Consider the following 12489-nt stretch of genomic DNA (forward strand, 5'->3'; position numbering starts at 1 on the left):
AGTGCTGGTTTGCTGCGCGGGGTGAATCCGCTGACACGCATCTTTCTGATGTTCGTGTGGGTTACGCCCTTGTTGCTTTCGGTGGATTGGGTCTCCGCAGTCGTGTCGTTGGTTATGACGCTTCTTTTCGCGCCGCTGTGTGGGGTGTCGTGGCCGCGGTTGGTGAAGGCTGGGTGGTTCCTGTTTCTTATTGCGCCGTTGTCCGGAATTTCGATGTTGCTCTACGGTGCGCCCGGTGGCAGGGAGTACTTCAGCTGGTGGCTGATTACGGTGAGTGATAACTCGCTAGAGCTGGCCATCGCCATTACTGTGCGTGTGCTGGCGGTGGCGTTGCCCATGGTGGTGCTGGCGCGGGATATTGACCCGACGGAGCTGGGGGATGCCCTCTCGCAGATCCTCAAGCTTCCCTCACGCTTCGTTATCGGTGCTGTGGCCGGGGTGCGCATGATGACGCTCTTTAAATCAGACTGGCAGTACCTGGCCATGGCGCGGCGTGCGCGTGGGCTTACTGACGAAGGCCGCATCAAGCACCTCATCACTATGTCCTTCGGGTTGTTGGTGTTGGCCCTGCGCCGCGGCGGGAAGCTGGCCACGGCGATGGAGGCGCGCGGATTCGGGCGCACACCGCCGGGCGGTGGCCAGCGCACCTGGGCGCGGCCCTCACGTCTCGCCGGCCGGGACTGGCTGGTGATGGTGGTGGGAACCGGCCTTGCGGCGCTTCCGGTGGTAGTTTCGGTTCTCAGTGGGTCCTGGAGATTTTTTGGACTCTAGGATGACTCTCTTAAAAGCTGCACGCTAGACAAACCCAGAAGTGGTGAAAGACAACATGCAGGACACGGACCGCACGGACCATCGGGAAGGCGGTAAGGGAACTGCCGATACCAACGCCGCCGAGATGGACAGGCTCTTGAATGATGTGATGTCGCTCGCGGCGGCACGTAAGCGGCCGATGCGCCCAATTACCGTGCTTATCGACGGCCCCTCGGGCGCCGGCAAGACCTGGACCTCCGTGGCGCTGGCGGAGCGCACTGGATGGCGCGTTGTCCACCTCGACGAATTCTATCCTGGTTGGCATGGGCTGCAAGAAGGCTCAAAGATGGTCTCGGAACAAGTGCTGCGGGAGAATAACCCGGGCTATTGGCGCTGGGACTGGGAAGCCAACGCGCCGAAGGACTGGGCTAGTTTGGATGAGCGCGACGATCTGATCGTTGAAGGCGTAGGTTCGGTTACTGAGGCCACCGTAGCCGCCGCCAACGAGCGCGGCTCCGTGGTGACCGTGCGCATCGACGGGCCGCGTGAGAAGCGTCGCGAGCGCGCCCTTGAGCGCGACCCTGGCTACGAAGAGTGGTTTGAAACCTGGGAGAAGCAGGAGCAACAGCACTTCGCTGAGCGCGCGGTGGAGGCGGACCTGACCTGGGAGTGGCGCTAATACTCACTGCAGCTTGAGTGCCAAGCCAAGCAGCCACATCATGGATTTGAGCAGATCAGCGGGGTGGTGGTAGTCTGTTCAAGGTTTCATCTTTATAGGAGATGAAAAGTCTGATCGGTATCTCGACCATTCTGTGGTTGAGGGACGTTCTGGACATGCGGAAGGGCCCCGGAGAAGAGCCCCTATTTTTGCATGTTTGGACTTGTGAAAGCGGTCAGTTCAAGCCGAAGTCATAGAGAAAGACTAGATTTATGCCAACTATTCAGCAGCTGGTCCGAAAGGGCCGCCACTCCAAGAAGGCCAAGGTTGCTACGGCCGGCCTGAAGGGCTCCCCGCAGCGCCGTGGCGTGTGCACCCGCGTGTACACCACCACCCCGAAGAAGCCGAACTCGGCTCTACGTAAGGTTGCCCGTGTGCGCCTGACCTCCGGTATCGAGGTTTCCGCCTACATTCCGGGTGAGGGCCACAACCTGCAGGAGCACTCCATGGTGCTCGTCCGCGGTGGTCGTGTGAAGGACCTCCCGGGTGTTCGCTACAAGATTATCCGCGGCGCACTGGATACCCAGGGCGTGAAGGACCGTAAGCAGGCTCGTTCCCGCTACGGCGCAAAGAAGGGACAGTAATCAACAATGCGTAAGAATGCTGCACCGAAGCGTCCTGTAGTTAAGGACCCGGTTTACAACTCCGAGCAGGTCACCATGCTCGTGAACAAGATCCTGCGTGACGGCAAGAAGTCCACCGCTGAGCGCATCGTTTACGGCGCTCTTGAGGTTTGCCGCGAGAAGACCGGTACCGACCCGGTTGGCACCCTGGAGAAGGCTCTGGGCAACATCCGCCCGGACCTCGAGGTCCGCTCCCGCCGCGTGGGTGGCGCTACCTACCAGGTGCCGGTTGAGGTTAAGCCGGCTCGTTCCAACACCCTGGCTTTGCGTTGGTTGGTGACCTTCACCCGTCAGCGTCGTGAGAACAGCATGATCGAGCGTCTCGCCAACGAGATCCTCGATGCATCCAACGGCCTGGGCGCTTCTGTTAAGCGTCGTGAGGATACTCACAAGATGGCTGAGGCCAACCGCGCCTTCGCTCACTACCGCTGGTAATCCCGCCGGTAGAACCCGCCACATGGCATCATGGCTCGAACAGCGATATCATCGTTTACCTGCGCTGACAGTGCGTGTTCTCGCTCCCTTTGGTGGAGCTCTGCACGCTAGCTAGTGGGGAACCTAAACTTGAATAGCGTTGTTCGGGCTATTTTTTATGGCGTGGGCTTTAGCTCTCACGCTGACGAAGAAGCCTAGACGTGGCAAAATAGACCAAGACCTATCCATGAAGACGTCATTTGAAGTTGCGTCAGTGCATAACTGACGCCGGCGTCGACGACAATTAAGTTGGGGTATTAACTGTGGCACAAGAAGTGCTTAAGGATCTGCACAAGGTCCGCAATATCGGCATCATGGCGCACATCGATGCGGGTAAGACCACCACCACCGAGCGCATCCTCTACTACACCGGCATCAACCGCAAGGTCGGCGAGACCCACGACGGTGGCGCCACCACTGACTGGATGGAGCAGGAGAAGGAGCGCGGCATTACCATTACGTCCGCCGCTGTGACCTGTTTCTGGAACAATAACCAGATCAACATCATTGACACCCCGGGTCACGTGGACTTCACCGTTGAGGTTGAGCGCTCCCTGCGTGTTCTCGACGGCGCTGTTGCTGTCTTCGACGGTAAGGAAGGCGTGGAGCCGCAGTCCGAGCAGGTGTGGCGCCAGGCTGCTAAGTACGACGTTCCCCGTGTCTGCTTCGTCAACAAGATGGACAAGCTGGGCGCTGACTTCTACTTCACCGTTCAGACCATCATCGATCGCCTCGGCGCTAAGCCGTTGGTTATGCAGCTGCCGATCGGTGCTGAGGATGATTTCGACGGCGTCGTCGACCTGATCAACATGCAGGCCATCACTTGGCGCGGCAAGACCGAGATTGGTACCGATGGCACCATCGAGGAGATCCCGGCCGACCTTCAGGAGAAGGCTGAGGAGTACCGCGAGAAGCTGCTCGAGACCGTCGCTGAGTCTGACGAAGAGCTCATGGAGAAGTACTTCGGCGGCGAAGAGCTGACCATTGAGGAAATCAAGGGCGCTATCCGCAAGCTGACCGTTAACTCCGAGATCTACCCGGTCTTCTGCGGTACCGCTTACCGCAACAAGGGTGTTCAGCCGCTGCTCGACGCCATTGTTGACTACCTCCCGAACCCTCTGGACATCGGCGAGGTCAACGGTACCTCCCTCGATGGCGAGGAGACCCTGACCCGTAAGCCTTCCGTTCAGGAGCCGTTCTCCGCACTGGCCTTCAAGATTGCCGTACACCCGTTCTTCGGCAAGCTCACCTACGTGCGCGTTTACTCCGGCCAGGCTATCCCAGGCGAGAACATGCTCAACTCCACCAAGAACAAGAAGGAGCGCGTGGGCAAGCTCTTCCAGATGCACGCGAACAAGGAGAACCCGGTCGAGCACGCTGACGCCGGTAACATCTACGCGTTCATCGGCCTGAAGGAAACCACCACCGGTGATACCCTCTGTAACCCGGACAACCCGATCATCCTCGAGTCCATGGACTTCCCGGATCCGGTTATCCAGGTTGCTATTGAACCGAAGACCAAGGCTGACCAGGAGAAGCTGGGTACCGCTATTCAGAAGTTGGCTGAAGAGGACCCGACCTTCACGGTCCAGCTCGACGAAGAATCCGGCCAGACCGTTATCGGCGGCATGGGTGAGCTGCACCTGGACGTCTTGGTTGACCGTATGAAGCGCGAGTTCAAGGTTGAGGCAAACATCGGTAACCCGCAGGTTGCTTACCGCGAGACCATTCGCAAGAAGGTCGAGTCCCTCGACTACACCCACAAGAAGCAGACCGGTGGCTCCGGCCAGTTCGCAAAGGTCATCGTTACCATCGAGCCTTACAACCCGGATCCGGAGGAGCTGGAAGAGGGCGAGTCCGCAACCTACAAGTTCGAGAACGCGGTCACCGGTGGCCGCGTTCCGAAGGAGTACATCCCGTCCGTCGACGCTGGTATTCAGGACGCTATGCAGTACGGCTTCGTCGCTGGCTTCCCGCTGGTGAACATCAAGGCCACCCTCGAGGATGGCGCTTACCACGACGTCGACTCCTCTGAGATGGCCTTCAAGCTCGCTGGCTCCCAGGTCCTCAAGGAGGCCGTTGCCAAGGCTAAGCCGGTTCTGCTTGAGCCGATCATGGCCGTTGAGGTCGTGACCCCGGAGGAGTACATGGGTACCGTTAACGGTGACATCTCCTCCCGCCGTGGCCAGGTCTTCGCTATGGAAGACCGCTCCGGCGCCAAGGTGGTTAAGGCTAAGGTTCCGCTGTCCGAGATGTTCGGCTACATCGGTGACCTGCGTTCTTCCACCGCTGGCCGTGCAAACTTCACCATGGTCTTCGATTCCTACGCTGAGGTTCCGTCCTCCGTGGCACAGGAGATCATCGAGGAGCGCACCGGCTCCAAGGCCTAGGGGCTAAAGGGGAACCGATCGATTCCCCTCCCAGTGGGGGCTGGTAGTCTTCGCCAGTAGACACCAACTCCCAGCGCTGGGAAGGTAGCGGTCCGCTGAGTGCGTAAACATTTTGCGCGTTGAGCCGGCCGTTACCCTCCCAGGATCCTTTAAATTGATTCTTGTCGAGGGTCAACGTCCGCACGTGTTGGGCGGGGTTACCTCCTATTTGGGCAGTTTGAAAAAACTGCGGCATAAATCTAGGATCGTGTAACTGGCACGTAAGAAAGCGTCATTAGCGCTTATGGGCTTCGGCCCGAAGTGCCAATGGCAATACAAACCACGTGGCTGCGAAATACGTAGCCGCCATAGAGTCCAGGAGGACAAACAGTGGCAAAGGAGAAGTTCGAGCGTACGAAGCCGCATGTGAACATCGGCACCATCGGACACGTCGACCACGGCAAGACCACCACCACCGCAGCGATCACCAAGGTTCTGGCTGACGCTTACCCGGAGGAGAACACCGCTTTCGCCTTCGACATGATCGATAAGGCTCCTGAGGAGAAGGAGCGCGGTATTACCATCAACATCTCCCACGTTGAGTACTCCACCCCGAAGCGCCACTACGCACACGTGGACGCCCCGGGCCACGCCGACTACATCAAGAACATGATTACCGGCGCTGCTCAGATGGACGGCGCTATCCTGGTTGTTGCTGCAACCGATGGCCCGATGCCGCAGACCCGCGAGCACGTTCTGCTGGCTCGCCAGGTTGGCGTTCCGTACATCCTCGTTGCACTGAACAAGTGCGACATGGTTGACGATGAGGAAATCATCGAGCTCGTCGAGATGGAGATCCGCGAGCTGCTCGCCGAGCAGGACTACGACGAGGAAGCTCCGATCGTTCACATCTCCGCTCTGAAGGCTCTTGAGGGCGACGAGAAGTGGGTACAGTCTGTCATCGACCTGATGCAGGCTTGCGATGACTCCATCCCGGATCCGGAGCGCGAGCTGGACAAGCCGTTCCTGATGCCGATCGAGGACATCTTCACCATTACCGGCCGCGGTACCGTTGTTACCGGCCGTGTTGAGCGTGGCTCCCTGAACGTCAACGAGGACATCGAGATCATCGGTATCAAGGACAAGTCCATGTCCACCACCGTTACCGGTATCGAGATGTTCCGCAAGATGATGGACTACACCGAGGCTGGCGACAACTGTGGTCTGCTTCTGCGTGGTACCAAGCGTGAAGAGGTTGAGCGTGGCCAGGTTTGCATCAAGCCGGGCGCTTACACCCCGCACACCAAGTTCGAGGGTTCCGTCTACGTCCTGAAGAAGGAAGAGGGCGGCCGCCACACCCCGTTCATGGACAACTACCGTCCGCAGTTCTACTTCCGCACCACCGACGTTACCGGCGTTATCAAGCTGCCTGAGGGCACCGAGATGGTTATGCCGGGCGACAACGTTGAGATGTCCGTCGAGCTCATCCAGCCGGTCGCTATGGACGAGGGCCTGCGCTTCGCTATCCGCGAGGGCTCCCGCACCGTCGGCGCTGGCCGCGTTACCAAGATCCTCGACTAATTCTCGCTAGGGCTTAAGGCCCTTCCTGATTAGCAGGTCTGAAAGCCGCTCAATCCCTGACGGGGTTGGGCGGCTTTGGTGATCGCGGGCCTACTAGGCTTGGGAGTCATGTTTGACCCAACCCGTATTGACCGCACCCTCGCCGCGTTGCGCGCCGCGTGGGAAGGCCAACCGGATCTTCCCTTGGGAACCCTGTTCGGCATGCTGGCCGCTGAAGGCTATGGCTGGGGCGTGCCTGACGACGAACTCACCGCCCGCCTCGAGTCCATGGCGGCCGTCCACCCGCCGCTCGTGCCTCTCGACGCCCACCTCATCACCGAAGGCCTCTGGCTCGTCGTCACCCCTTCCCACCGCGTCACCTTGACGCCTAACGCACTTTCTAAGGCCTCGGCGGTCCCAGTTGCCAAGGCCCTCACCGAGCCCTCTGAAGCCCAGATTTCACGCCCCGGTTGCATGGCTGTAGTGCGATCGGTGTCCAAGGAGGGACAGCGCGGGCAACCTGTGGCGTGGCAGGTCTCAGCGCTCCCTCCGGTGGGCCCAGGCCGCCCGCTTGTCCTCGCAGACACGGAAGGCTTCGAGCATCGCTTCGGCGTCATCGAGTCTGTTACCCGCCTGTGCGAGGACAATCGCAGTTTGACTGGCTTGAAGCGCCGCAGCGTGGGGGACCGCGTGTGGTTTATCCGCACCGATATGGAGACAATCCTCCTCGACCATGGCTTGCATATCGTCGAGCGCAAGAACCGCGAGCTCATCCGCACTGATTTCTCCTGGCATCGTATCGAAGAAGGCGAAATCGGAAAGCCCCTCCGCATCCATCTTTCGCGCGGCACCCTGCACTCGTTTGGAGTCATCAAGGAGCTCATCCTCGCAGAGTCTGAGCCTTGGAGCCCCCCTTCCTCGCCACCCCATTAATCAGTCCTGAAGCGCCGAGCCTTCCTCCGTAGCCTGGCTGTAAATGGCGGCTTCGCCTTTAAGGGCTTAAGAATCCCCGTTGCTCCTGCTGTTTCCGGCGGCACGCGCAGCGGGGTCGGGGATCGCCAATTTCCCCGCAATCCTGGCGGCGCCCTTTAAGGGCTTAAGGAGGCCTGTTGTCTCTGCCCCTGCTACTTCCAGCAGCACGTGCGGCGGGACCTGAGATCGCCGATTCCCCCGTCAGCCTGGATTTGGTTGACGGGTGGCGCTCGCATAGGGCTCGCCGATGCGCCCGCGTACCTTGCTGTGGTTAGCGGGTGCTTCCATCGGGGTGGTGCTGGTGCAGGTGGTGAGCCTTTCCTTTCTGCCGTTCCGGTCTGCGGTGTCTGCGGGTGTTAGCTGCTGTCGGGTGGTGGGTCTGGTGGCTGCTCTGGTGGTGTAGCCGGGGTTGTTGTGATGGCTTGTCCTGCGGCTTTCTCGGTGTTGAGTCTGGCTAGTGCTTCTTGGTATTCCGGCATTGCGGTAATTGGTGTGCCCCAGGGTGGGATGAAGCTAACCCCGGTGTTCAGCCGGTACATGTAGCCGCGCCCGGTAGGCCTTAAAGGGTCATCATCATTAATGCCGTTGTGGTAGGCACACAAGAAGGTCAGGTTGTTGATGTTGGTGTAGCCACCTGCCTGCCAGGGCACCAAATGATGGACGTGGCAGTAATCCGCTGGCTTGTTACACCCTGGTCTTGAGCAGGTGTGGAATTCGGCATGCAGGGTAAGGCGTTGGTTGAGGTTTGCTCCGCGCGATAGGCGCCAGGTGTTGATGGGCCCGTCGAGGGGGTGGACGATGGTGGCGTAGCCTATTTCGGCAAACTTGTGGGTGAGGAATTCTTTGCCGGTCATGCGCCCACCATTAGTCAGGTTGAGCTCTATTTCGTCGCCGTCGCCGTTGATGATCTGGTCGAGCTCGTTGAGGGTGATGATGACTTGGGTGCGCACCGCGGGTTTAGAACCGCCTGACTCTTTGAAGAAGATGTCGTTGGCGGCCTTTAGCAGGTCGGTGTTGTTGGTGGATTCGAGTACGCCGCGCATGTTGGCGATCGTGGTGGCGTCGTCGGTAATCGAGAGGGTGTTGGGGCCTTCGGATCTGTAGGTGATACGTACACCTGGTTTGGCTGTGCGCTTAGAGCGCAGTTCTTTCAGGCGCGTGGCGGCGACGGTGGGGATGCGGTGTGCGGGGGTGGCGGCGAGTTTTGCTCTGAGGTTCCACGCATCGAGGGTCTTTTTGATTTTGGAAACGTAGGTTTCGATGAGTGTGAGGGTGCCGAGGCTGTGGCGTTGTTGAAGGGCTGCGTGGCGGGCTTTGCGTTGTTTACCCGTATAGCGGGTGGGGCCGAAATACACCTGGTGCAGGCCGGCAAGCTCGGCGGCATCGGAGGCATCTGCGCCGAGCGTGCGGAGCTCGTCGGGTGTGCCAGGTATATGTTCCACCAGCGCGATCCCCGAGTTGCGTAGGTGGATGTAGGTTTCGATATCCCCCATGGGCACAGAGACTAAAACAGGTCTATGCACCCCGCAACCGGAGGAACAAACAACCAGCTCAGTGGCTGCTTATGAGTAGGAAAGAATCCTATGTGACCGCGTTGCGGACCTTCGTGAAATGAACCTTGTACCGCGTATCCACATCCACGTCCGGGAAGGCCGCGCGGAAGTCGCGGTCATTGACCTCAATGGCATCCTTAATACGCAGCAGCGGGGTATCGGGATCCGCCAGCACCTCATATTGCAGCGTCGGCCGCGAGCGGTCGTAGGCCACCAGCCGCGATACCTTCTCCACGCCCTCAATGTCAGCGAGAGTATCCGCTACCGCCCCTGCAATCGCGGGCATCTCCGTCTTAATCGCACCCTCCTCATTCGATTCCTCCGAGGGCATCGAATTAAAGCGATGATGGCGCAGGTTGCTTATCACCAGCCACAGGCCGGTGAGGGCACAGATGATCGTCGCCAAGCCCAGCGCAAAAGGCCACCAAGACTGCCCAGGCAGACCCGCCCACGTGTCGTGGTCCACCCACGAGGCCAAGTACGTAGCGAAAGACACGTCGAAGTGGATGAGGATCGGCCACACCCCCAAGGCAATAAGCAGGATTCCCAGTATGGCCAAAAGCGCACGGTCCACACCGGCAAGCTTCTTAGACATTGGCGATGTCCTCCTGTTCATTCTCAATCACCACGGTAACCTCCGGGGCTGGCGTGATAGCCGCCAGCGCCGCCGTCACCGCTTCAGTCACGCGCTCCTTAAGCTGCGCATCATCGGCATCGCCCGTGGCCGTGACCGTGATACGGGAGCGCTCCTTGGTGATCTTGGCCCGACTCCGCGCCGCCGTCGTTCCCGGCACCCGACGCGCCGTTGCCGACGCCACCCGCGCAATATCCACCGCGCGCAGCCACATCGACGCATCCTCGGAGCCAATCCGCACGTGCGTTGTCTTCCGCGGCGCACACGCCGCCCACAACAGAATCAACCCGACGAAGATCGCCACGCCCCCGGCCACAAGCATCCATGTATGGATCTCCGGCGAGGACATCACGTCGATGAAGGGCTGCAGCCACGAGGTTGCGCCCTCGTTGGCACCTGCCACCCAGGCCTCACGCCCCACGACGACGGCGGCCGCGAGCGGCAGGATGCCCACGATGATGGTCCACCCCCGCGCCGGTGGGGAGGCTTTCGGGCGTTGGCCAAAGCCAGCGGGCAGCGAGTTCTCACTCATGATGACCTCCTTCGCGGATGGTGATGGCGCGCAGCGGCACCGGACGTGGAACGTCTACCCGGCGTGTGAACTCGGCCGAGGGCCGAATCGCAATTGGGCGAAGCTGAAGCGGCTTGGCATGCGGGACGCGAAGCGGAGAAGTGTGCGGAAGGTCCACGCCGCGCGGTTCAACCGGGCGGGGCACTTCGACGTGGCGCAGCGCGAACTCCCGTGGCGCAGGCACCGAGCGGACCTGTACCGGCGCAGGATCCGTGACTGCGCGCAGCGGCTGCGGTTCGGGCGTGTGGATGGGGCGCAGCTTGTCGTAGCGATTCTCGCCGGGGCCGAAACCTTCCGTGCGCACCTTAACGTCCGCAGGCTTGCCGACGCCCCTCACCCGCACCGCCTCCGGCACCCTCACCGTGCGTACAGGGACCGGCGCCGGGGTCGACACTTGGCGCACCGCGGCGCGCTGGCTTACGTCCACCGGCTTCACAGCGCGCTCCGGAACAATCGCCGGAATCTGCGCCGACAGTGGCGCGCGTGTCTCGACCGCCGGCGCGGTTGTGCGCTCGCCTGGGACCGCACCGCCCACCGTTACGTTGACGCGAGTGGTGCGAAAACCTGTGAAATCGCGGACTGCCTCCCGGATTGCCGTGCGAACTGCCTTCGCCACCTCGGTGACGGGGGAGGGCCAGTACACAGCGATGTCGACATCCACCGCCACCATCTGCGTATCCGGATCCATTTGCGCCATCACGCGCGGAAAGGCGCGGCCGGCGAGGCCGGCTAATTTGGCGTCGACAGCCGCGGTCCCCGACACGCTCGCAATGGCGGCGTTAATGACCTTCTCCATCGCGCGCAGGGAAAAGCGGGTTCGCCCGAAGAGGGCGACCCCGGTTGATTCGGTGCTCACTAGCCTCGGCCTCTATCCTGGCCGACCACGCCCTTCCACACCGCGGTGAGGTCAATGCGGCCGTCGAAATGCGCGCCGATGACGCCGCCGACCGCGGCAAGCAAGACCGCGAGGGCGACGTACCACACGCCGAGGTAGATGAAAAAGGCCAGAACCAAGCCGGCGATCACGCCGAGGGAGGTGTAGTTCTTCATGGTTTTCCTTTAGTTCTGTATGTCGGTTCCTTTTAGACCGCGTCGTCGAAGACCACGTCTACGCGGCGCACTGCGGGCCAGGTGGCGCGGACGGTGGTGCGGGTGACGTCGCCAAGCTCGGCGAGTGGCACGCCTGCGCTGACATCAACGACAATGTGCAGCTCCAGGTGCGTGTCATCCTGCGGGCTGGGGCGGCGGATGCCGTGCACGCGCTCACCAGGAAAGAGCAGCGCGACCTCCCCGAACCGGCCGGGCGAAAGCTTGGCGACGCCCCTCAGATCCGTCACCGCCGCCGCTATGGACGTGGCAAGGGGGAGGGTGAGCTCGGCAGAGGTCACGTTATGCCTGGCCCTGGGTAACCGCCGGAGTTGCCTCGGTGGACTCGTCCTCTTCGCGCGGCAGCTTGACGTCGTGGACGACGACGTCGACGCGATCGACGGACAGGCCGGTCATGCGCTCGACCGCATTCATGATGTTGCGGCGGATGGCTTCGGCGAGCTCGTGGATGGCCACGCCGTACTCGGCGATGATGGCGATATCAATGGAAGCGGTGCCGTTGTTCACCTCGACGCTCACGCCCTGGCGGACGTCCTCGGAAGCGCCGAAGGATTCGCGGATGGAGCCCATCATGCGGGCGCCACCGCCGCCGAGGGCAGCGACGCCGGAAACCTCGCGGGCGGCGATGCCGGCGATCTTGGACACAACGACATCATCGATGCGGGTGGTGCCGAAATCGGTCTCCAGGTTCTTGTTGCGCTCCGGGGCAGGGGCCGGGGTGGTGTCGTTCGCCGGGGCGGTCTGCTCGGCGACGTCCTTGGGGGTGGTGTTCTCAGCCATGGTGGATCCCTCTCATTGTGTAGTTGATGTAGGTATGTATCTACGTCACGAGCTTAACCGCGAACGCGGTCCGCGGGGCGGCGGAGAGTCAATCCTTGGCCAAAACGTGATGTTACCCACTGTTTCCGCAGGAGTTTGGAAAACGCGAGGTTACGTGCTTAAATACAGGGGTTGCTTTAACACAGCGACGTAACCACAGGCTTCAGCTTGTAGGGCGTTGTTGCTGGTAAGGCGAACATGACACCTTTGTTGTGGGGTTCTTTTAGAACTACACGCGAAGGTCATCCGATCGGGCTAGGTCCGCGCTTGAGCAGAGACAATCCCGAGAAGATGGACCGGAGAAGGGGCATGGCAAATAAACAGCGGCAGTATATGAAT

The 12489-nt window shown here is 60.9% G+C and carries 14 protein-coding genes; 7 read left to right on the top strand and 7 right to left on the bottom strand.

Annotated features, from left to right (window positions below; genetic code table 11):
* Positions 1–48 precede the first annotated feature (48 nt).
* From CAURI_RS02045 to CAURI_RS02075, 7 genes are all read left to right on the top strand, one after another.
* Positions 49–771, top strand: coding sequence for an energy-coupling factor transporter transmembrane component T family protein (locus CAURI_RS02045; protein WP_049754623.1), 723 nt, complete (start codon positions 49–51; stop codon positions 769–771).
* Between the two features lie 55 nt (positions 772–826).
* Positions 827–1429, top strand: a complete 603-nt coding sequence (locus CAURI_RS02050) for an isopentenyl transferase family protein (RefSeq protein WP_010189695.1) — start codon at positions 827–829, stop codon at positions 1427–1429.
* A gap of 251 nt (positions 1430–1680) precedes the next feature.
* Positions 1681–2052 carry a 30S ribosomal protein S12 gene (gene rpsL, locus CAURI_RS02055; RefSeq protein ID WP_010189693.1) on the top strand — a complete coding sequence of 124 codons (372 nt, stop codon included), beginning with the start codon at positions 1681–1683 and terminating at the stop codon, positions 2050–2052.
* Positions 2053–2058: 6 nt separating this feature from the next.
* Entirely contained in the window at positions 2059–2526 is a 468-nt protein-coding gene (rpsG, locus tag CAURI_RS02060; protein WP_010189692.1) for a 30S ribosomal protein S7, read from the top strand.
* A 302-nt stretch (positions 2527–2828) separates the two neighbouring features.
* Positions 2829–4955 (top strand): elongation factor G, encoded by a 2127-nt coding sequence (gene fusA, locus CAURI_RS02065; protein ID WP_010189691.1) that lies wholly within the window; start codon positions 2829–2831, stop codon positions 4953–4955.
* A 369-nt stretch (positions 4956–5324) separates the two neighbouring features.
* A complete protein-coding gene (tuf, locus tag CAURI_RS02070) occupies positions 5325–6515 on the top strand; it encodes an elongation factor Tu (RefSeq protein ID WP_010189688.1) in 1191 nt (396 codons plus the stop codon).
* Between the two features lie 108 nt (positions 6516–6623).
* Positions 6624–7427: a hypothetical protein gene (locus CAURI_RS02075; RefSeq protein ID WP_041729341.1), complete on the top strand. Its 804-nt coding sequence runs from the start codon at positions 6624–6626 to the stop codon at positions 7425–7427.
* A gap of 395 nt (positions 7428–7822) precedes the next feature.
* On the opposite strand, the gene CAURI_RS02080 is transcribed toward CAURI_RS02075, so the two are convergent.
* The 7 genes from CAURI_RS02080 to CAURI_RS02110 form a co-directional block, all read right to left on the bottom strand.
* Complete coding sequence (locus tag CAURI_RS02080; RefSeq protein WP_012714828.1) at positions 7823–8959, bottom strand: HNH endonuclease signature motif containing protein; 1137 nt, start codon at positions 8957–8959, stop codon at positions 7823–7825.
* Between the two features lie 88 nt (positions 8960–9047).
* Complete coding sequence (locus CAURI_RS02085) at positions 9048–9614, bottom strand: hypothetical protein (protein WP_010189673.1); 567 nt, start codon at positions 9612–9614, stop codon at positions 9048–9050.
* Positions 9607–10185, bottom strand: coding sequence for a DUF6286 domain-containing protein (locus CAURI_RS02090; protein WP_010189671.1), 579 nt, complete (start codon positions 10183–10185; stop codon positions 9607–9609). Before CAURI_RS02090 ends, CAURI_RS02085 begins: the two co-directional genes overlap by 8 nt.
* Positions 10178–11080, bottom strand: coding sequence for an Asp23/Gls24 family envelope stress response protein (locus CAURI_RS02095; RefSeq protein ID WP_010189669.1), 903 nt, complete (start codon positions 11078–11080; stop codon positions 10178–10180). The genes CAURI_RS02090 and CAURI_RS02095 overlap by 8 nt, the downstream gene beginning before the upstream one ends.
* A complete protein-coding gene (locus CAURI_RS02100) occupies positions 11080–11274 on the bottom strand; it encodes a hypothetical protein (RefSeq protein ID WP_010189668.1) in 195 nt (64 codons plus the stop codon). The genes CAURI_RS02095 and CAURI_RS02100 overlap by 1 nt, the downstream gene beginning before the upstream one ends.
* A gap of 32 nt (positions 11275–11306) precedes the next feature.
* Positions 11307–11612 (bottom strand): hypothetical protein, encoded by a 306-nt coding sequence (locus CAURI_RS02105; protein WP_010189667.1) that lies wholly within the window; start codon positions 11610–11612, stop codon positions 11307–11309.
* Between the two features lies 1 nt (position 11613).
* Positions 11614–12111, bottom strand: coding sequence for an Asp23/Gls24 family envelope stress response protein (locus CAURI_RS02110; RefSeq protein WP_010189665.1), 498 nt, complete (start codon positions 12109–12111; stop codon positions 11614–11616).
* Positions 12112–12489 lie beyond the last annotated feature (378 nt).

The organism is Corynebacterium aurimucosum ATCC 700975, from assembly GCF_000022905.1.
GTDB classification, from domain to species: Bacteria; Actinomycetota; Actinomycetes; order Mycobacteriales; family Mycobacteriaceae; genus Corynebacterium; species Corynebacterium aurimucosum_F.

Coding starts and splice junctions, on each gene's coding strand:
- CAURI_RS02045 (WP_049754623.1), top strand. CDS start 49: ATGTTCGTGTGGGTTACGCCCTTGTTGCTTTCGGTGGATTGGGTCTCC.
- CAURI_RS02050 (WP_010189695.1), top strand. CDS start 827: ATGCAGGACACGGACCGCACGGACCATCGGGAAGGCGGTAAGGGAACT.
- rpsL (WP_010189693.1), top strand. CDS start 1,681: ATGCCAACTATTCAGCAGCTGGTCCGAAAGGGCCGCCACTCCAAGAAG.
- rpsG (WP_010189692.1), top strand. CDS start 2,059: ATGCGTAAGAATGCTGCACCGAAGCGTCCTGTAGTTAAGGACCCGGTT.
- CAURI_RS02075 (WP_041729341.1), top strand. CDS start 6,624: ATGTTTGACCCAACCCGTATTGACCGCACCCTCGCCGCGTTGCGCGCC.
- CAURI_RS02080 (WP_012714828.1), bottom strand. CDS start 8,959: ATGGGGGATATCGAAACCTACATCCACCTACGCAACTCGGGGATCGCG.
- CAURI_RS02085 (WP_010189673.1), bottom strand. CDS start 9,614: ATGTCTAAGAAGCTTGCCGGTGTGGACCGTGCGCTTTTGGCCATACTG.
- CAURI_RS02090 (WP_010189671.1), bottom strand. CDS start 10,185: ATGAGTGAGAACTCGCTGCCCGCTGGCTTTGGCCAACGCCCGAAAGCC.
- CAURI_RS02100 (WP_010189668.1), bottom strand. CDS start 11,274: ATGAAGAACTACACCTCCCTCGGCGTGATCGCCGGCTTGGTTCTGGCC.
- CAURI_RS02110 (WP_010189665.1), bottom strand. CDS start 12,111: ATGGCTGAGAACACCACCCCCAAGGACGTCGCCGAGCAGACCGCCCCG.